At 33.2% G+C, this 19,093-nt stretch carries 17 protein-coding genes and 1 pseudogene; 10 read left to right on the forward strand and 8 right to left on the reverse strand.

Annotated elements, in window-relative coordinates; all coding sequences use genetic code 11:
- Positions 1 to 57 precede the first annotated feature (57 nt).
- Both pyrE and J8H85_RS05990 read left to right on the forward strand, forming a co-directional pair.
- Positions 58 to 702 carry an orotate phosphoribosyltransferase gene (pyrE, locus tag J8H85_RS05985; protein WP_209653924.1) on the forward strand — a complete coding sequence of 215 codons (645 nt, stop codon included), beginning with the start codon at positions 58 to 60 and terminating at the stop codon, positions 700 to 702.
- 82 nt (positions 703 to 784) lie between these two features.
- Positions 785 to 1,180, forward strand: a complete 396-nt coding sequence (locus J8H85_RS05990; protein WP_209653616.1) for an SRPBCC family protein — start codon at positions 785 to 787, stop codon at positions 1,178 to 1,180.
- On the opposite strand, the gene J8H85_RS05995 is transcribed toward J8H85_RS05990, so the two are convergent.
- The gene (locus J8H85_RS05995; protein WP_209653618.1) at positions 1,177 to 1,908 is read right to left on the reverse strand and encodes a biotin--[acetyl-CoA-carboxylase] ligase; all 732 of its coding nucleotides are present in this window, start codon (positions 1,906 to 1,908) and stop codon (positions 1,177 to 1,179) included. The genes J8H85_RS05990 and J8H85_RS05995 overlap by 4 nt on opposite strands.
- 94 nt (positions 1,909 to 2,002) lie before the next feature.
- Here J8H85_RS05995 and rsfS point away from each other — a divergent pair, with 94 nt between their 5' ends.
- The 6 genes from rsfS to J8H85_RS06025 all read left to right on the forward strand — a co-directional run bounded on the left by rsfS (position 2,003) and on the right by J8H85_RS06025 (position 6,782).
- Positions 2,003 to 2,374: a ribosome silencing factor gene (gene rsfS / locus J8H85_RS06000; protein WP_209653620.1), complete on the forward strand. Its 372-nt coding sequence runs from the start codon at positions 2,003 to 2,005 to the stop codon at positions 2,372 to 2,374.
- Between the two features lie 9 nt (positions 2,375 to 2,383).
- Positions 2,384 to 4,318: an ATP-dependent zinc metalloprotease FtsH gene (ftsH, locus tag J8H85_RS06005; RefSeq protein WP_209653622.1), complete on the forward strand. Its 1,935-nt coding sequence runs from the start codon at positions 2,384 to 2,386 to the stop codon at positions 4,316 to 4,318.
- A gap of 127 nt (positions 4,319 to 4,445) precedes the next feature.
- Positions 4,446 to 5,054: an LUD domain-containing protein gene (locus J8H85_RS06010; RefSeq protein WP_209653624.1), complete on the forward strand. Its 609-nt coding sequence runs from the start codon at positions 4,446 to 4,448 to the stop codon at positions 5,052 to 5,054.
- A 1-nt stretch (position 5,055) separates the two neighbouring features.
- Positions 5,056 to 5,877 carry a phosphatidate cytidylyltransferase gene (locus tag J8H85_RS06015; protein WP_209653626.1) on the forward strand — a complete coding sequence of 274 codons (822 nt, stop codon included), beginning with the start codon at positions 5,056 to 5,058 and terminating at the stop codon, positions 5,875 to 5,877.
- On the forward strand, positions 5,867 to 6,523 hold the full coding sequence (locus J8H85_RS06020; protein ID WP_209653627.1) for a phosphatidylserine decarboxylase family protein: 657 nt from the start codon (positions 5,867 to 5,869) through the stop codon (positions 6,521 to 6,523). The genes J8H85_RS06015 and J8H85_RS06020 overlap by 11 nt, the downstream gene beginning before the upstream one ends.
- A complete protein-coding gene (locus J8H85_RS06025) occupies positions 6,516 to 6,782 on the forward strand; it encodes an acyl-CoA-binding protein (RefSeq protein ID WP_209653926.1) in 267 nt (88 codons plus the stop codon). Before J8H85_RS06020 ends, J8H85_RS06025 begins: the two co-directional genes overlap by 8 nt.
- A gap of 98 nt (positions 6,783 to 6,880) precedes the next feature.
- Here J8H85_RS06025 and argS read toward each other — a convergent pair whose 3' ends face one another.
- The gene (gene argS / locus J8H85_RS06030) at positions 6,881 to 8,665 is read right to left on the reverse strand and encodes an arginine--tRNA ligase (RefSeq protein WP_209653629.1); all 1,785 of its coding nucleotides are present in this window, start codon (positions 8,663 to 8,665) and stop codon (positions 6,881 to 6,883) included.
- 449 nt (positions 8,666 to 9,114) lie between these two features.
- On the opposite strand from argS, the gene J8H85_RS06035 reads away from it, so the two are divergent.
- Positions 9,115 to 11,169: a tetratricopeptide repeat-containing sensor histidine kinase gene (locus tag J8H85_RS06035; protein WP_209653631.1), complete on the forward strand. Its 2,055-nt coding sequence runs from the start codon at positions 9,115 to 9,117 to the stop codon at positions 11,167 to 11,169.
- Positions 11,170 to 11,281: 112 nt separating this feature from the next.
- On the opposite strand, the gene ctlX is transcribed toward J8H85_RS06035, so the two are convergent.
- Positions 11,282 to 12,217, reverse strand: a complete 936-nt coding sequence (ctlX, locus tag J8H85_RS06040) for a citrulline utilization hydrolase CtlX (RefSeq protein WP_209653633.1) — start codon at positions 12,215 to 12,217, stop codon at positions 11,282 to 11,284.
- Between the two features lie 166 nt (positions 12,218 to 12,383).
- Here ctlX and J8H85_RS18895 point away from each other — a divergent pair.
- Positions 12,384 to 12,932 (forward strand): annotated as a pseudogene (locus J8H85_RS18895) (DUF2199 domain-containing protein).
- Positions 12,933 to 13,075: 143 nt separating this feature from the next.
- On the opposite strand, the gene J8H85_RS06055 reads toward J8H85_RS18895, so the two are convergent.
- The 5 genes from J8H85_RS06055 to J8H85_RS06075 all read right to left on the reverse strand — a co-directional run bounded on the left by J8H85_RS06055 (position 13,076) and on the right by J8H85_RS06075 (position 19,061).
- On the reverse strand, positions 13,076 to 13,990 hold the full coding sequence (locus J8H85_RS06055; RefSeq protein ID WP_209653929.1) for a dimethylarginine dimethylaminohydrolase family protein: 915 nt from the start codon (positions 13,988 to 13,990) through the stop codon (positions 13,076 to 13,078).
- Between the two features lie 68 nt (positions 13,991 to 14,058).
- On the reverse strand, positions 14,059 to 15,345 hold the full coding sequence (locus J8H85_RS06060; protein WP_209653637.1) for a citrate synthase: 1,287 nt from the start codon (positions 15,343 to 15,345) through the stop codon (positions 14,059 to 14,061).
- A gap of 175 nt (positions 15,346 to 15,520) precedes the next feature.
- Positions 15,521 to 16,813, reverse strand: coding sequence for a phosphopyruvate hydratase (eno, locus tag J8H85_RS06065; protein WP_209653639.1), 1,293 nt, complete (start codon positions 16,811 to 16,813; stop codon positions 15,521 to 15,523).
- Between the two features lie 325 nt (positions 16,814 to 17,138).
- Complete coding sequence (gene carA / locus J8H85_RS06070; RefSeq protein WP_209653640.1) at positions 17,139 to 18,245, reverse strand: glutamine-hydrolyzing carbamoyl-phosphate synthase small subunit; 1,107 nt, start codon at positions 18,243 to 18,245, stop codon at positions 17,139 to 17,141.
- Positions 18,246 to 18,314: 69 nt separating this feature from the next.
- A complete protein-coding gene (locus J8H85_RS06075; RefSeq protein WP_209653642.1) occupies positions 18,315 to 19,061 on the reverse strand; it encodes a hypothetical protein in 747 nt (248 codons plus the stop codon).
- Between the last annotated feature and the right edge of the window lie 32 nt (positions 19,062 to 19,093).

Genomic DNA, 19,093 nt, shown 5'->3' on the forward strand with positions numbered 1-19,093 from the left:
TTTTTATTCAATGTCTGTCCAACTTGAAAAACTAAATTTATGTTTATTTTTGCTTCTATGATTTTTGATAAAGACACCGCTAGAAAAACTGCTGAAGTTTTGTTGCAAGTAAATGCTATAAAACTTAGCCCTAAAGCCCCTTTTACTTGGGCTTCTGGATGGAAATCGCCAATTTATTGCGATAATCGCATTGTATTGTCCTTTCCTCCTATTCGAAATTACATTCGTGAAACCATGTCTAAACAAATTGAAAAGCAATACGGCAAACCCGATGTTATTGCTGGTGTTGCCACAGGCGCGATAGGTATTGGCATGTTGGTTGCCGAATATATGGGATTGCCTTTTATTTACGTGAGACCTGATGCTAAAGGACATGGTAGAAAAAACCAAATTGAAGGTTTTATAGAATCTGGGCAAAACGTAGTGGTTGTTGAAGATTTAATAAGTACAGGTGGCAGCAGTTTAAATGCTGTAAAAGCTTTAAAAGAAGCACACATAAATGTAAAAGGCATGATTGCTATTTTTACTTATGGGTTTGATATTTCAATTAAAAATTTTGAAAATGAAAACATTAAACTACAAACTTTAAGTGATTACAATAGCTTATTGGAACAAGCGCTTAAAACAAATTATATCTCTGAAAAAGAATTAAAAACTTTACAGGAGTGGAATACCAACCCTAGTGAATGGAACGCTATTTGATATAAAAAGCATATTGCTTAGTTGTTGAGTCGTTTAGTTGGCTAACAATTAAACAACTTAACGTATAACAACAAACAATAAAATGAATTTAGAATCTCCAAAAATAAACGTTAGCAAATCACCTGAAGCCGTATTTGATTTTTTAGCTGATGTTAAAAATTTCAAATCATTAATGCCCGAAAACATTAGCAAGTTTGAAGTTTTAAGCGAAGACACTTTTGTATTTGCTTTAAAAGGTATGCCGGAAATCGTTTTAAAAAAGAAAGAAGTAGTACCGCCTAATAAAATAATTTTAGGCGCCGCTGGAGGAAAAATAGACTTTTCACTTATTGGCAATATCACTAAAATAGATGAAGCTACCAGCGAAGTACAATTGCAATTTTCGGGCGACTTTAACCCGATGATGGCTATGATGATAAAAGGCCCAATCAGCAAATTCATTGAAACACTTGCTACAAGTATCCCAAAAGCAATTTAATATAAAAGCGTAACGGTTTTTAAATCGAATTCTTTAATTATATCATCTTCAAGCAATATTTGTAGGTTTCCATAATCTGAAACGCCTTTTATAATACCAGAAAACATCAAACCTTCAGCATCTTGAAATGTTGAAGGTTTATTTTTTCTAAAAAGAGATGCTTCATATTTTTCTTTAAGCACATCTAAGTGTCCCCTTTTTAAAATATTGAAATAATGCTTTAAGTTTTTGATGATAACGATGGTTACTTCATCCAGATCAAAAACACGTCCAGAAATCAGTCTTAATGATGATGCCTTGGGTAAATTATCAAATTCTAATTGGTTAACATTAAGCCCCATTCCAATAATAGAACTCGAAAACTTATTTTGTTTAAACACATTTTCAATTAAAATGCCACAGATTTTCTTGTTTTCTGACAAAATGTCGTTAGGCCATTTTACGCTCAATTTCGGGATAGAAAAAGATTTTAAAGTTTTTAATAATGCTAAAGAAATGACCATACTTATGTAAAAAGGGTCTTCTATATTATATTGAAAAATATCTTTATACACACTGAATGTAAGGTTTTTAGACGCTTCAGAGTCCCAAACCGTCCCCATTTGCCCTCTACCATTTGTTTGCAATTTGGTAACTACAGCCGTATAATCGGCAACCTGTTCATTTACAGAAAGTCTCTTTAAATAACTATTTGTAGAATCGGTGGCATCAAGTTTGATTATATGCATGGAATAGTTATTATTAGTATCTGAAATCTTATGATAATTTTAAACCATAAAGAACTAAAAAAATAATAACTTTGCAAAAATTTAAAAAATTTTAATGGCGAAAGAAAACATAAGTGCAGACCAATTAATATCAGTTATAATTAGTGGCATTGAAGACGTAAAAGGAAAAGAAATAAATATTCTTGATTTAAGAGAAATTGAAAATACTGTTTGCGATTATTTTATAATTTGCGAAGGAACTTCAAACACGCAAGTTAACGCTATTGTTAATTCTGTTCAGAAAAAAGTAAGCAAAGAACTTAAAGATCACCCTTGGCACGTAGAAGGCATGGATAATGCCGAATGGGTGCTTATGGATTATGTGAACATCGTTGTACATGTATTCCAAAAACAGATAAGACAATATTACGATATTGAAAGTCTTTGGGGCGATGCAAAAACAACAGTTATACAAACTAGTTACTAAAAATTTAGGATGGCAAACGATAAAAAAAACATAAATGAAAACAAACCAAAATTCAGTCCTTACTGGATTTACGGTATTTTAATAGCCCTATTTTTAGGGTTTCAATTGTTTAGCAGCAGTACATCTCAAGATGGAAGCGCTACAACCCCTTCGCAATTTTTTAAATATTTAGAAGATGGTGATGTAGCAAAGGTTGATATTATAAAAAACACACGTGTTGCTAAGGTTTATTTAACTTCTGAAGCTGAGGCCAAAGAAATTCATAAAAAATCAAAACCAACATCATTTCTTCCTTCGGCTACAGAGTTACCTAATTATAAATTTGAATTTGGCGATCTTCAAAATTTTGAAAACCAATTAAATGAAGTTGCCAAAGATTTACCGAACAAACCTATTATAAAATTTGACACGGAAACCGATAATTGGGGCAACCTTTTAATGAGCATTCTGCCATTTATTTTACTTATTGGTGTTTGGATTTTCATCATGAGACGTATGTCTGGTGGTGCTGGCGGTGGTGCCGGTGGTCAAATTTTCAACATAGGAAAATCGAAAGCAAAACTTTTTGATCAAAATACAGAAGTAAAAACAACGTTTAAAGATGTTGCTGGTTTAGAAGGTGCCAAAGAAGAAGTACAAGAAATTGTAGATTTCTTAAAATTCCCTGAAAAATACACGTCTTTAGGAGGAAAAATACCAAAAGGGGCCTTACTTGTAGGCCCTCCAGGAACAGGTAAAACCTTATTAGCAAGAGCCGTTGCTGGTGAAGCTAAAGTGCCTTTTTTCTCTTTGTCTGGTTCAGATTTCGTGGAGATGTTTGTAGGTGTAGGTGCATCTCGTGTTCGAGATTTGTTCAAACAAGCTAAAGAGAAATCACCTTCAATTATCTTTATTGATGAAATTGATGCGATTGGACGTGCTAGAGGAAAAAATGCTATGTCTGGAAGTAATGACGAACGCGAAAACACATTAAATCAATTACTTACAGAAATGGATGGCTTCGGTACAAACACAAATGTTATTGTACTTGCTGCAACCAACAGAGCCGATATTTTAGATACCGCTTTAATGCGTGCTGGACGTTTTGACAGACAAATTTATGTTGATTTACCAGACGTTCGTGAACGTCAAGAAATTTTTGAAGTGCATTTAAGACCACTAAAAAAAGATAAAGACTTAGACCTTGATTTCTTATCAAAACAAACACCAGGATTTTCTGGCGCCGATATAGCAAATGTTTGTAACGAAGCTGCTTTAATTGCTGCAAGAAATGGGAAAAAATCGGTTGACAAACAAGATTTCCTTGATGCCGTTGATAGAATTATTGGTGGATTGGAAAAGAAAAACAAAATCATCACACCTAGTGAAAAACGCGCTGTTGCATTTCACGAAGCTGGTCATGCCGTTGTAAGTTGGATGTTAGAACATGCTGCGCCCTTGGTTAAGGTTACCATCGTACCTCGTGGCCGTTCATTAGGTGCTGCATGGTATTTACCAGAAGAACGTTTAATTGTTCACCCAGAACAAATGCTTGATGAAATGTGTGCCGCTTTGGGTGGTCGTGCTGCCGAAAAAGTTATTTTCAACAAAATATCTACAGGAGCTTTAAGCGATTTGGAAAAAGTTACCAAACAAGCGAGAGCCATGGTTACCATATATGGATTAAGTGATAAAATAGGCAACTTAACTTATTACGATTCTTCGGGGCAAAACGAATATGGATTTACAAAACCATACAGCGAGCAAACAGCCGAATTAATTGACAAAGAAATTTCAGATATTATTGAAACACAATACAAACGTGCTATCAAATTATTAGAAGACAATAGAGATAAACTGACAGAACTAGCCGAAGTTCTTCTTGAAAAAGAGGTTATTTTCAAAGACAATCTAGAACTCATCTTTGGTAAACGCGCTTTTGAAAAAGAAGACATTGAAAATTAACAACAAACAATTCATCTACGATATTTTTTAGAGAAACATTAAAAATCTTAAATTAAACACGTGTTTAATTTAAGATTTTTTATATTTGATAACCTCAAAGGGAATCACATTAATAGCAGCTTACTAAATGAGCCTTTTTAGAAAAATTTTTGGACTAAAACCAGACACATCTGATGAACAAGTAAAGTCTACAGAAAGAGGCAGATACATGCCTGAAATAAAACTGCCTATTGATGAAAAGTTCACTATAAATTTTAAAGGCAATGGCGGGAAATTTTTATACTGTGAAAACTTAAATGAAGTATTCCAGAACTTACAAAGTATTATTGAGGAAAATAATTGGGATGATAAAGAAACACTGATATTAGACCAAAACATTAAAGATAAATTTAAAAACTCCAATTTAAATCCCACAACCAAAATTAGCGACTCCACTATTTTTTTAACAACTTGCGAAAATTTAATAGCTAACGACGGTTCTTTACTCATTTCCTCAAAACAAATTTTTGAAAAAAAATTACCCGAATTACCTACAAACTTTATTGTTTTTGCCACTACAAGTCAAATTGTTGAAAATATTGGAGAAGGTTTAAGAGGTATCAAATCTAAAAACAGGCAAAAAATCCCAACAAACATTACCACCATAAAACATTTTAAATCTAGCGATGAGAAAGATTTTTTAAGCTATGGCAGTAGTGCTAAAAACTTATACCTACTTCTTTTAGAAGACTTATAAGATGAAGGAAACTCTTATTCGATCATTTTCCGGGTTACTCTATGTCTTGCTATTAATTTTGTGCTTAAACCACCAACAAGCACTCATTGCATTGTTTTTTGTGTTTGGCATCATTTGTTTAGTAGAGTTTAAAAAACTCATACAACTTAAAAGCATCATCCCATATTTTATATTTATAATTCTGTATGCTTTTTTTGTGTATTGGCAACTCATTCTAAATACCAGAACAGATATTGATGAAGCCATTCAAATACTTATGGTACTTACTATTTTTGTTGAATTATTTTTAATAAAGGATTTGTTTTCAGAAAAAACCATCCCGCTATTTAGCTCAAAACGATTTATATTAACCACTTTTTACATATCCAGCGCCTTTATTTTTTTAATTTTAATAGCCGATTATCATGATGTTTACAACCCCAACATTCTTTTAGGAGCTTTTATTTTGGTTTGGGTTAACGATACATTTGCCTATTTAGTTGGTAAAAATTTTGGCAAACAAAAACTTTTCGAAAAGATTTCACCTAAAAAAACAGTTGAAGGTTTTCTAGGTGGTTTGTTTTTTTCGTGCATAGCAAGCTATTTTATTGCTACCTTTACACAAACTTTAGAATTTACAAGTTGGCTTGTTTTAAGTATTGTAGTAACCGTATTTGGAACCTTGGGCGACCTTATAGAATCTAAGTTTAAAAGACAAGCAAACGTAAAAGACAGTGGCGCTATCATGCCCGGGCATGGTGGTTTGTTAGACCGATTGGATAGTATTATTTTTGCAGCACCTTTTATTTATTTATTTTTAAGAATTTTACACTATGTTTCATAAAGAAGGACATAAAATTATATTTCTAACATTCGTTTTTGTTGTTGGATGTTCATTATTAGTCGATAATTTTATACCAATAACGTGGCTAAGAACCATTGTTTTAATTGTATTACTAGCTTTTTTAATAATAATTCTTCAGTTTTTTAGAAACCCAAAACGTCATACGGTTTTAAATAACAAACAAGTTGTATCACCCGTTGACGGCAAAGTAGTTGTTATTGAAGAAGTTTTTGAAAAAGAGTATTTTAATGATAAACGTTTGCAGGTAAGTATCTTTATGTCTCCAATAAATGTTCATGTTACACGTTATCCTATTAGTGGCAATGTGATATTTAGCAAATACCACCCAGGTAAATTTTTAGTGGCATGGCATCCCAAAGCCAGTGAGGAAAACGAACGTACTACCGTAGTTGTCGAGAATGAAACTTATGGCAAAGTACTGCATAGACAAATAGCTGGCGCTTTAGCTAAACGCATTGTAAATTATGCTAAAATAAATGACAAAGTCATTCAAGGTGGCGAGTCTGGTTTTATAAAATTTGGGTCTAGAGTTGATTTATTTTTACCATTAGATACAAAAATAAAAGTAAAACTTAACCAAAAAGTTCGAGGAGGTGAAAGTATTATTGCAGAAGCAAATGACTGATGAAGAGTTAGAAATAGAATTTCAAAATGCGGTGGAATGCGTGAATGCTTACACCCAACCTTTCCCTGCAGATGTGCTTTTAAACCTATATGCTTACTACAAGAAAGCAACCAATAATTACAGTCGGCCAAGTAGTAAAAAAGCCATAATAAATGCTTTTAAAACCAACGCATTGTTTCAAGTAAAAGACCTTACACAGAACGAAGCAAAACGTTTGTATATTGATTTGGTGAATAAATACTTTTTATACGGAAAGTAGCATCAAAGAATTTCCAAAAAGAGGAAATTTCAAATTCCAAAAAATCTTCTGCGAATTTATTTCTGAAAATATATCATAATACCTTTTCCAAGGTTTAATTACATCCTCTCAGGCACTTGAATTCCTAAAACATGAAATGCATTCTTAATGGTCTGCGCTACTTTTTTAGACAGTTGTACTCTAAATATTTTTTCATTTTCATTATCTGCACCTAAAATAGATACATTTTGGTAGAAAGAATTAAATTCCTTTACCAAATCGTAAGTATAGTTAGCTACCAATGCTGGACTATGTTGCATAGCGGCATTTTGGATAACTTCCGGAAATAACTCTAGTTGTTTTAAAAGCTCTTTTTCTTTTTCATGTAATGATTTATCAACTGAGCTTAAATTGACGCTATAATCAAAATCTGCCTTTCTTAAAATAGCTTGAATTCTGGCATAAGTATATTGAATAAATGGCCCTGTATTACCTTGAAAATCGATAGATTCTTTTGGGTCGAATAAAATACGTTTTTTTGGATCTACTTTTAATATATAATATTTTAAAGCTCCTAAACCAATGGTTTTATACAGCGCTTCTTTTTCTTCCTTGGTATAACCATCAAGCTTCCCGAGTTCTTCTGAAATTTCAGCAGCTGTTGAAGCCATTTCATCAATCAAATCATCGGCATCAACCACCGTTCCTTCTCTACTCTTCATTTTTCCGCTAGGTAAATCAACCATACCATAACTTAAATGGTATAAGTTTTTGGCCCATTCAAATCCTAACTTTTTCAAAATTAAAAACAATACTTGAAAATGATAATCTTGTTCGTTACCCACGGTGTAAACCATACCGCCAACATCTGGAAAATCTTTGATACGCTGTATGGCGGTACCAATATCTTGTGTTATATAAACAGCTGTACCATCGGAACGCTGTACTATTTTCCTATCTAAACCATCTTCAGTTAAATCGCACCAAACAGAGCCATCTGCCTCTTTTTCAAACACACCTGATTTTAATCCTTCTGCAACGAATTCTTTTCCTAATAAATAGGTATCACTTTCATAATATAAAGTATCAAAATCAACACCTAAGTTTTTGTAGGTTTCATTAAACCCTTCATACACCCAACCATTCATCATTTTCCAAAGTGACACAACGTCTTCATCACCTGATTCCCATTTTTGAAGCATGCTTTGAGCCTCCAATAAAAGTGGTGCGTTTTTTTTGGCTTCATCCTCAGTTTTACCTGAAGCTATAAGCGCTTCAATCTCCTTTTTATATTCTTGATCAAACTTAACATAATAATTACCAACCAATTTATCACCTTTCAACCCTGTACTTTCGGGAGTTTCATTGTTCCCAAATCGTTTCCAGGCCAACATACTTTTGCAAATATGGATCCCCCTGTCGTTTATAATTTGGGTTTTGTAAACTTTCTTTCCGGATGCTTTTAAAATTTCAGCAACACTATAACCCAAAAGGTTGTTTCTAACGTGCCCCAAATGCAATGGTTTGTTGGTGTTTGGTGATGAGTACTCAACCATAATAGCTTTTTCATCAGCCTTAGGCGATACAAACCCATAAGTTTCTTCATCTTTGATGCTATTGAAAAAATCAAAATAATAGGTATCCTTTATTTCAACATTTAAAAAACCTTTTACTACGTTATAAGCTTTAACTTCATCTACATTTTCAACCAAATAATTACCAATAGTTTCACCTATTTGAACAGGGTTACCTTTTACAAAGCGCAACATAGGGAATATCACCACGGTAATATCACCAGCAAATTCTTTTCTGGTGGCTTGAAATTCCACCGATTCCAATTGAATATTAAAAGTTGATAAAACGGCTTGTTTTACTTGGTTTGATAAAGTCTCTTGAAGATTCATTAATCGTATTATTTTTTAAGTGAACAAAGATAAAACTTTTATTAAAGGATTATTGCAAAACTTATTCTAATAAAAACAGTAAATAAAGGTCAGACTTTTTTACTACCTTATTGAATGAAACAGTTAATATTTTATATTTTCAAAGCACTACAAAAATTCGTAAGTTTTACCTTCAAAAGTGCTGTTTTTCTATGATTTTCACCGTTAATCTATTCGTCGGATTTTTGATGTTTTTAGCTTGTTCCTTTTGTCTAATTTATTGGTAGAAAAACGCAGAAATTAGATTTTAATGATGCTTTTTATAACTTTTGCTTTGTAAAGCTATTGTCATCCATTGGGATGGATTTTTTTAACCAACAAAAATATTACAACTTAAAAAGTAATGCTTATTTCCCTCAATTAAGACATACTTCTTATAGTTTTATTACTTGTTGTGATATTATAACAGTATGAGGAAAGTAATTACTTTAATTATTCTTTTGTCTGCATTCTTAGGTTTTTCTCAAACTAAGGAAATGGACAGTCTTTCCATACAACTTGCTTTCGAAACTCAAGATTCTTTAAAAATAAAGACCTCTTTAAAACTTATCAAATTGTTTTATGAAAACAATTATTATGATAAAGCTTCAAAATATATTGTTGAAAGCGAAAAACTTTCGAACAACTTAAACTACACAAAAGGGATAGCAGAAACAACTTACTACAAATCTTTAATTTATGCTCAAAAAAACGACTATATAAATGCCGTAAGTGGGTATGAAAAATCTAAAGCACTTTATAAACTTTTAAAAGACACACTTGGAATTGCAAAAGTTAATAACAGTATTGGTTTTATTGAAATTAAACGTGGCAATTACTCAAAAGGTATACAATACGCGTTAGCCGCCATTAAAGTATTAGAAAAACAAAACCTTAAAAAAGACCTTTGTTTAGCTTATAGTAATTTAGCCAAAGCGTACCAAAGCATTAACGCTATTGACAAGGCAATTGAATTCAATTTAAAAGCTGTAGATATTCAAAAACAGTTAAAGGATGATGTTACGTTAATACAATCCTACAACCAATTAGCTGGACTCTATTCGGCTATAAATGAAAACAGAAAAGCTATTGAATATTACGAGAAAGTTTTAAATGGAAAAAATTCTAGTTTAGACTCTCTAAAAGGTCTGATTTATCCAAAACTAGGTGCTGAATATTTAAAGTTCAACGATTACGACAAAGCTACTCACTATTTAAATGAAGGTTTAAGCATCAATAGAAAGGCTAATAACCAAGACGGTATTTTATTGACTTTAAATAGTTTAGGTGAATTAAATTTACAAAAAAAACAATTAGTTTTAGCAGAACAACAACTTTACGAAGCGGGAACTATTGCAAAAAACATTAATAACAAACCAGAATTGCTTAAATATTATAAGTTGATGATGGTTTTAGACTCTACAAAAAATAAATTTGATAAAGCATTTATATGGCAACGCCAGTATTACGATTTAAAAAGAAGTCTTAACAAGAGTAATTTAAAGAATTCCGATTCTGTTGAATTGGATTTCAATCCAAATTTCGAAAAAGATTTATTGGCAAACAACGCTGCTCTTGCTCCTACCCAAAACTCCGTAATTACATTAGATAACAATTTCGATAAATACCAACTCATTTTTTATGGTCTTTTAGCAGCACTTGTTATTGTTTCAACCTTCTTGATTTTAATTTACTTAAAACGAAATAATAATATAAAATACACTCAAGAATTAGAAGAAAAAAATCTAAAAATTGAATTACAAAACAAAGAATTCCAAGAGCAAACCAAACATCTTGAAAATGTCAACAATGTAAAAGACAAACTATTTTCAATTGTTTCACACGATTTAAAAGATTCACTTTCTTCAATAAATGGTTTTATTGATTTATTAAGGGACGGTTCATTATCAAAAGAAGAATTCGATAATTTAATTCCAGAATTGAGTGAAAATGCCAATAATGCGTCGTTACTTTTATTCAACTTACTTAATTGGTCTAAATCGCAAATGCAATCTTTAGAGCCAAAACCAAGTTTATTTGATGTTCAAGAAGTTTTTGAAGAGAAAGTAAAACTTATTGAAAACCGAATGGCCAATAAAGGCATCGAATTGATTGACCATTCTTTACGGGATTTTGCGTATGCCGACAAAAGCATGTTCGAAATTGTTATACAAAACCTACTTGCAAACGCCTTAAAATTCTGCAAAAAGGGCGATACCATTACCATTTCAAACCATATAAGCAATGGCAGTTGCATTGTTAGTATTGCCGATACAGGTACTGGTATTTCAAAACAAAACCTTGAAAAACTTTTCAAAAACAGTTCCTTTACAACCGTAGGCACCAACAACGAAAAAGGCACAGGTTTAGGTTTATCAATCTGTAAAGAATTGGTAGAATTAAACAACGGTAAAATTTGGGTAGAAAGCACCTTAAACGTAGGTAGCACCTTCTATGTGCAGTTACCAAAATCCAGACCATCGTAGTATTCTATTTGGGCGTTACCCCTATGGGTCGGGCTATCCGTTGCAATCTTTTTGCTTGTGCCTCACAAAAAGGATTTCCACTCCTATCCCTAACGCAACCCTATCAGCCAACTTAGTTTTTAGGCAAAAACACCTCTGCCATCATACAACGGGCACTACCACCACCACAAGCCTCAATAGTATCCAAAGAACTTGAAAGTATTTTAGTGTGCTTCTCAAGCCTTTTAACCTGATCTGTTGTTAACGAATTATAGGCTGCCGCACTCATTACCAAATAGCGTTCGTCATTGGCACCTCTAACCTGCAACATGTTGCCCGCAAAATTATTTACTTGTGCTTCGGTTATATCTATAATTTCCTTGCCATCTTGTTTTAAATGGTCCATTACATTTCTTCGTTCTTTTTTATCGTCTATACTGCTTAAGCAAATAACGGCAAAGGTTTCACCCAAACACATCATCACATTGGTATGGTAAATGGCTTTTCGCTCACCATTCACGGTTTGGTTTGCTGTAAAAATAATGGGCAAGTATTCAAAATCTTCACAAAACTCAATAAACAAATCCTCATCAGCTCTAGGCGATAAGGCACAATAAGCCTTTCTATTGGCACGATCCAACAAAATGCTTCCTGTGCCTTCAAGAAAAACATTTTCTTCCTCAGCATCTGTGTAATCAACTATATTGTTAATTACAAAACCATCTTCTTCCACCGCTTCCAGCACATCCTCACTACGCTCCAAACGTCTATTTTCCGCAAACATGGGGTATAAACCCACATCACCATTTTCATGGAACGACACCCAGTTATTTGGGAAAACGGCATCTGGTGTATCAAACTCCTCTGTATCATTTACCACAATTACATGAACCCCAACATTACGTAGCTTTTCAACATAAGCATCAAACTCTTGTTGCGCTTTGGCATTTACCGTTTGCGGCAATACATTATCCAGTATTTTTTGGTAGTAATTGTTTACAGCGGTTTGCTCGTTCATCCTAAAATTTATAGGACGAATCATTAAAATAGTATTTGTGGTTTGTTGCATGGTGTATCACATTATATTACAAAAATAATACTATTTAAGTTATTAAAATTGAAGTTTTGATTTTTGTATTTGTAGATAATTTCGACTAAATTCGTTTGTCGCCAAGTATAAAAACATTGAAATGGTTTATATCTTAATAGTTAACGGTCGGCTGAAAAAACGAACTATGAAATTATTTTCTTATCTGAATAAAAAAAAGAAAACGTCTTATAAATGTGACTGTTGCGGAATAGATTATGGAGAAATTCCTCTTTGTTATGGTGCTGATTATCCTGATTTTTATTTCTCAATTCCACCCGAAGAAAGAAATGAGCGAATTGAACTAAAAGAAAGTCTTTGCGTTGTAGATAAAAAACATTTTTATCATAGAGGAAAATTGATTATTCCTATTAAAAATTATTCAGAAGATTTAATCTTTAACATATGGACTTCCGTCAGCGAAGACAATTTTGGAAAAAGAATGGACCTGTGAGAAGAACCCAAAAGAATTGATGAAGATCCATATTTTGGCTGGATACAAACGAAAGTGCCTACTTATGGAGAAACGATTAACATTAAATCAATTGCTATTGAACAAAAAGTTGGATTGATACCGCTAATAAAATGTATAGAGGAAAATCACAATTTGACCAAAGACCAAGAAAATGGAATAAGTTATAAAAGAGCAAAAGAAATAGTTGCCGAAATTTTAAAAGAGCAACATCAACCGAAATAAAGAGAAATTTAAGTCATATATAAAAATTGCCATTTTTTTAGCAAAACTAAAGTTTGCTGCACTTTTATTATGTCTGATTATCCTTCGAAAAACCCTCGCAAACAAACCCATAATACCAAAGAGATTCCTGCTTTCGCAGGAATTTAATCCCTAACCAATGGCATCGTGCTACAACGCAACAAACCTTCTTGTTTAGAAATTTCGGCATAAGGCACTTCTTCAACCGTAAAACCTTGTTGGCGTAACCACGCATTTAAGCGCGTAAAGTTTTTTTCTGAAATAATAACATCTTCTGAGATAGAGAAAATATTGCTATTCATATCGTACATTTCATCTTTGGTAATCTCAAAAATATTGTCTTTTCCAAAGAAATTAACCAACCAATCATATTCACGTTCGATTAAAAAACCGTTTTTGTGTATAATGGCCTTCCCTTTCCCAATGGGTTGGAAACAGCAATCTAAATGCAGTGCGTTTTCTTTGGCGTTGGTGTTCGATTTTCTAAGTTCGAACGACTTTACCGTTTTTTCAGGAAACAGTTCTTGAATGGCAATAACAGCATCCATATTGGTACGTGCGGTAATTAGCTCGGGGTAATCTTCCCCGGAATACGTTCCTATAAAAATATAATCGCCCCGAGGCATAACATCGCCACCTTCCACATGGCATTCTGGAGGCAATACAATTCGGTTTTTTCTATCTACCTGATTCCAAACATACCGGATAGCTTCAATTTCGGCTTCTCTGTTTGGCAAAATATTGGCTCTAATTATTTTATCTTCTATAACAAAAGCAATATCGCGCGAAAATATTTGGTTGCAATCTTTAATAACTTGAGGTCTAAATACCTGAACATCGTATTTCTTAAAAACAGCTTCCACAGCATCCATCTCCCTAACCATATCTTCTTCTTTTGGATAGGTGCCTGCAAGCACGTGCTCTACGCTTTTAGGGTCGTAACACGCTTCCACGGTAGGTGTAGGGCCATTGCTTTCAGCGGTGCCTAAAATAACAGCTCTTAACCTAGAGGTTTCGTTTTTTATATTCAGTTTTAGCATGGTGTAAATATAAAAAAGCTTCATAATGTTTAGTTATGAAGCTTCATTTATTTTACACTTAAAAAAATTTATCTCTTTTCTATTGGCACAAAAGGTCTTACGGTTGCACCTGTATAAATTTGTCTTGGTCTTCCAATTGGTTCTTTTTTCAAACGCATTTCACGCCATTGTGCAATCCAACCTGGTAAACGCCCTAAAGCAAACATTACCGTAAACATTTCAGTTGGGATGCCCATACCTCTGTAAATAATTCCTGAGTAGAAATCTACGTTAGGATATAATTTTCTATCTACAAAGTATTTATCTTCTAATGCTTCTTTTTCTAAGCCTTTTGCTATGTCTAAAATAGGGTCTTCAATACCTAAGTTACCCAATACATCATCAGCTGCTTTTTTAATGATTTTAGCACGTGGATCGAAGTTTTTGTAAACACGGTGACCAAAGCCCATTAAACGGAACGGATCTGCTTTATCTTTTGCTTTAGCCATGTACTTTTTAGTATCGCCACCATCTTGTTGAATTGCTTCCAACATTTCTAACACTGCTTGGTTAGCACCACCATGAAGTGGCCCCCAAAGCGCTGAAATACCCGCAGAAATTGAAGCAAATAAACCTGCATGCGATGAACCTACAATTCTAACTGTAGATGTAGAACAGTTTTGCTCGTGGTCTGCATGTAAAATTAAAAGCTTATCTAAAGCATCAACTAAAATTTTGTTTTGAACGTAGCATGCATTAGGTTGTCTAAACATCATTTTCAGAATGTTTTCAACATAACCCAAAGAATCATCGCCATAATCAAGCGGTAAACCTATTTTTTTACGGTAGGTCCAAGCTACCAATACTGGGAATTTACCTAATAAACGCACAACCGATTTGTACATATCAGCTTCAGAATCCACATTCACAGATGATGGATTAAAAGCAGTTAATGCACTTGTTAAAGATGATATAACACCCATAGGATGCGCCGATTTTGGGAATGCATCTAAAATCTTTTTAACATCTTCATCTACAACAGCTTGTGCTTTAATATCGTTATGAAACTTATCATTTTGTTCTTTGGTTGGAAGTTCTCCAAAAATCAACAAATAAGCAACTTCTAAAAAGTCTGCCTTTTCAGCCAATTCTTCTATAGAATAGCCTCTATATCTTAAAATACCTTTTTCACCATCTAAAAACGTAATAGCACTTTCACAAGACCCCGTATTTTTATATCCTGGATCGATAGTAATAACACCATCTGATGCACTTCTAAAATTTGATATATCAATAGCTAATTCTTTTTCTGATCCTTCTATTACGGGAAGTTCTATTTTTTTTCCGTTTACTTCAATGGTAGCAGTATTCGCCATAAGTTTGAATAGTTTATTTAATTCTTAAATTGGATTGCTAATTTACAAAATATCTCCTTACTAATATAAGGGATGAAAACAAAGATTTAATCAATTAACAAATTATTTGAAATTAATGCAAAAAAAAAAGCGATTATTAAAATAATAACCGCTTTTTAAAAAAAATTAATTTTTCTTATTTGATTTTGAATGCTTTTTCTTGTGGAAAATATGCTACTTCTCCCAATTGTTCTTCAATACGAAGCAATTGGTTGTACTTAGCCATACGGTCGCTACGAGATGCAGAACCGGTTTTGATTTGTCCACAGTTTAAAGCAACCGCTAAATCTGCAATCGTGTTATCTTCAGTTTCTCCAGAACGGTGAGACATAACAGATGTATATCCTGCATTTTTAGCCATATTTACAGCCGCAATCGTTTCGGTTAACGAGCCTATTTGGTTTACTTTAATCAAGATTGAATTTGCAATACCTTCTTCAATACCCCTAGATAAACGCTCAACGTTGGTTACAAATAAATCGTCTCCTACCAATTGTACTTTATCACCAATTTTATCGGTTAATAATTTCCAACCTTCCCAGTCGTTTTCATCCATACCATCTTCAATAGAGATGATTGGGTATTTTGCAGATAACTCAGCTAAATACTCCGCTTGTTCAGCAGATGTTCTTACTTTACCTGTTTCACCTTCAAACTTTGTGTAATCGTATTTTCCGTTTACATAAAATTCTGCAGCAGCACAATCTAAAGCAACCATTACATCACCTCCAAAAGTATATCCAGCTTTTTCAACAGCCACTTTAATAGAATCTAAAGCATCTTCAGTTCCACCAGCTAAATTTGGCGCAAAACCACCTTCATCACCAACCGCAGTACTTAAACCTCTATCGTGCAATACTTTTTTTAGGTTATGGAAAATCTCAGTTCCCATTTGCATAGCGTGTGTAAAGTTTTTAGCTTTAACAGGCATAATCATAAACTCTTGAAATGCAATAGGGGCATCACTATGCGAACCTCCATTTATAATATTCATCATTGGAACAGGAAGCGTGTTTGCAGACACACCGCCTACGTAACGGTATAAAGGCATGTTAAGTTCGTTTGCCGCTGCTTTTGCAACTGCTAAAGAAACACCTAAAATAGCGTTAGCTCCTAATTTTGATTTGTTTTTTGTTCCATCTAAATCAATCATGATTTGATCGATTAGGTTTTGTTCAAAAACTGAAACGCCCATTAATTCTGGAGCGATAATAGAATTTACATTATCTACAGCTTTTAAAACACCTTTACCCATATATGCTTTGCCACCGTCACGTAATTCTACAGCTTCATGCTCTCCTGTTGATGCACCAGATGGTACCGCAGCTCTTCCTAAAATATCATTTTCTGTTACAACATCTACTTCAACAGTAGGATTTCCTCTAGAATCTAAAATCTGTCTAGCATGGATATTAATTATTATACTCATAATTGGTTATTTTAAACTTTTTAATAATTCAAATTTACGTTTAAATCTTGTTTATTTTAAGATGTTCTTTGATAAATATCCAAAAAAGCACCTATAACGTTTTAGTAATATTACTTCTAAAACAAAACAGCTTTTGGGCGTTACCACAAGGGTCGGGCTTTTCGTTACAAGTCCTCGCTCCTGCGTCGCTGCGGGCTTTTCACTGCAATCCCTAACGCAAGCACCAGCCACCTTTTGGCTAAACCGTTCATTTTAGTATTCCAAATTGCCAGTTCAATTAAAGACCTCACAGGTTTTAAAACCTGTGAGGTCTTTACCAAACTCACTAATTTTTCTTTATGTTTTCAATAAATTGATCAAACAAATACGACGAATCGTGTGGACCAGGGCTAGCTTCCGGATGGTATTGTACCGAAAAACAATTCTTGCTTTTCATTGCCAATCCTGCAACCGTATGGTCATTTAAATGCACATGGGTTACTTGCAAGTCTGGATGCGCTTCCGCTTCTTCCCTATTTACAGCAAAGCCATGATTTTGCGAAGTGATTTCACCTTTACCAGTAACTAAATTTTTTATTGGATGGTTAATCCCTCTATGTCCATGATGCATTTTATAAGTCGACACTCCGTTTGCTAATGCAATCACTTGATGTCCCAAACAAATACCGAACAACGGTAAATCTCTTTTTATAATTTCTTTTGCCAAAGCTTGTGCTTCTACCAAAGGTTCTGGATCTCCAGGACCGTTTGATAAGAAATAGCCATCTGGTTTAAAAGCTTCCAACTCTTCAAACTTAGCATTATATGGGAATACTTTTATGTAAGCATCTCTTTTTGCTATGTTGCGAAGGATATTCTTTTTGATACCTATATCCAAGGCTGCTACTTTGTAAGTGGCATTTTCATCACCAAAATAATAAGGCTCTTTGGTTGATACTTTTGATGCCAACTCTAAACCATTCATATCTGGCACTTCAGCCAATTGCTTTTTTAATCCTTCTACATTATCTACATCGGTAGATATAACAGCATTCATAGCACCGTTATCTCTTATGTAGCTTACCAATGCTCTTGTATCCACATCAGATATTGCTAAAAGATTGTTCTTGTCTAAAAAATCTTCCAACGAACCATTAGCTGCATCACGTGAATAATCGTAACTAAAATTTTTACAAATTAGTCCTGCAATTTTAATGGAATCCGATTCAATTTCTTCGTCATTCACACCGTAATTACCAATGTGTGCATTGGTTGTTACCATCAACTGACCAAAATAAGAAGGGTCAGTAAAAATTTCTTGGTACCCAGTCATTCCGGTATTGAAACATACCTCACCAAATGCTGTTCCTTGTTTATTCCCTACTGCTTTTCCGTAAAAAATGGTGCCATCTGCTAAAAGAATAATGGCTTTCTGTCTTTTTTGATATTTCATGTACTAATTAAAAAAGTTTTGCAAAAATGCTAAAAAAAAAGGATAAACTAAAATAGTTTATCCTTTCTTTTAAGTTTTAATTGAATTATAGAAGATTAAGATGTCTTTAACATCAGACAAGTTGTTATACTTTAGTCTGCTTTTTTTAACAAATTTTTTCACTTGATCAACATATGTAACGTCTATTAATTTCAATATCTCAGACTTCCTTAATTTTATAGAAGTCATATCTTCTTCATTATTCTTTTTCACATAATAACACCTATTGTGTATATATTTTTTCCCAATAGTATAGGTCTTTGTTAATGGGTCTATTGCTCCTGGTGATATTTTTATTTTATAGTTTGACAAAAGTGAATACTCATCAGAATGCCATAATATTTCAAAATAGGAATCTCTAAACAGCTCTTTATTATAGTAAGGCTTTAGCACTCTATTGTTAATTGAAACTTTTTCAAGCTTGGTTTTTGCAGGATCAATAGTTATAATTGAATCATTATTCAGCTTAAACTCAAACCTTTCATGAAGCAAATTATAATTTACTAAATCAACATTCATTATTTTATCGTCAAACCATATTACAGTCAAATTATTCCAGCCTTTAAAAAGGTATACACTTCCTTCTATATTATTGTTTTGAGAATCAGGTACTCCCCGACCATATTCAATAATATTCAACCCCAAAAGACTTTGTGAATCTTTAGAACCCGCTCCAATAAAAGAATTCCCAGGAATAATACGGGTAGACAACCCCTCTTGTGCAAAACAGCCTAAAGTAAGTGTTAACGACAAAAACAAAACATATAATTTATACATATTCAATTCAATAATTTTAATTTTAAAAAAAA

Origin of the sequence: Mariniflexile gromovii, from assembly GCF_017814435.1 — a bacterium.
In the GTDB taxonomy this organism is placed as follows: domain Bacteria; phylum Bacteroidota; class Bacteroidia; order Flavobacteriales; family Flavobacteriaceae; genus Mariniflexile; species Mariniflexile gromovii.

What these genes read in the sequence shown, in the direction of transcription:
- J8H85_RS06055 (WP_209653929.1), bottom strand. Translation starts at nt 13,990, where the DNA reads ATGCTAAAACTGAATATAAAAAACGAAACCTCTAGGTTAAGAGCTGTT.
- J8H85_RS05990 (WP_209653616.1), top strand. Translation starts at nt 785, where the DNA reads ATGAATTTAGAATCTCCAAAAATAAACGTTAGCAAATCACCTGAAGCC.
- J8H85_RS06010 (WP_209653624.1), top strand. Translation starts at nt 4,446, where the DNA reads ATGAGCCTTTTTAGAAAAATTTTTGGACTAAAACCAGACACATCTGAT.
- argS (WP_209653629.1), bottom strand. Translation starts at nt 8,665, where the DNA reads ATGAATCTTCAAGAGACTTTATCAAACCAAGTAAAACAAGCCGTTTTA.
- J8H85_RS06020 (WP_209653627.1), top strand. Translation starts at nt 5,867, where the DNA reads ATGTTTCATAAAGAAGGACATAAAATTATATTTCTAACATTCGTTTTT.
- J8H85_RS06025 (WP_209653926.1), top strand. Translation starts at nt 6,516, where the DNA reads ATGACTGATGAAGAGTTAGAAATAGAATTTCAAAATGCGGTGGAATGC.
- J8H85_RS06060 (WP_209653637.1), bottom strand. Translation starts at nt 15,345, where the DNA reads ATGGCGAATACTGCTACCATTGAAGTAAACGGAAAAAAAATAGAACTT.
- J8H85_RS06075 (WP_209653642.1), bottom strand. Translation starts at nt 19,061, where the DNA reads ATGTATAAATTATATGTTTTGTTTTTGTCGTTAACACTTACTTTAGGC.
- ftsH (WP_209653622.1), top strand. Translation starts at nt 2,384, where the DNA reads ATGGCAAACGATAAAAAAAACATAAATGAAAACAAACCAAAATTCAGT.
- rsfS (WP_209653620.1), top strand. Translation starts at nt 2,003, where the DNA reads ATGGCGAAAGAAAACATAAGTGCAGACCAATTAATATCAGTTATAATT.
- carA (WP_209653640.1), bottom strand. Translation starts at nt 18,245, where the DNA reads ATGAAATATCAAAAAAGACAGAAAGCCATTATTCTTTTAGCAGATGGC.
- ctlX (WP_209653633.1), bottom strand. Translation starts at nt 12,217, where the DNA reads ATGCAACAAACCACAAATACTATTTTAATGATTCGTCCTATAAATTTT.
- J8H85_RS06015 (WP_209653626.1), top strand. Translation starts at nt 5,056, where the DNA reads ATGAAGGAAACTCTTATTCGATCATTTTCCGGGTTACTCTATGTCTTG.
- J8H85_RS06035 (WP_209653631.1), top strand. Translation starts at nt 9,115, where the DNA reads ATGAGGAAAGTAATTACTTTAATTATTCTTTTGTCTGCATTCTTAGGT.
- eno (WP_209653639.1), bottom strand. Translation starts at nt 16,813, where the DNA reads ATGAGTATAATAATTAATATCCATGCTAGACAGATTTTAGATTCTAGA.
- pyrE (WP_209653924.1), top strand. Translation starts at nt 58, where the DNA reads ATGATTTTTGATAAAGACACCGCTAGAAAAACTGCTGAAGTTTTGTTG.
- J8H85_RS05995 (WP_209653618.1), bottom strand. Translation starts at nt 1,908, where the DNA reads ATGCATATAATCAAACTTGATGCCACCGATTCTACAAATAGTTATTTA.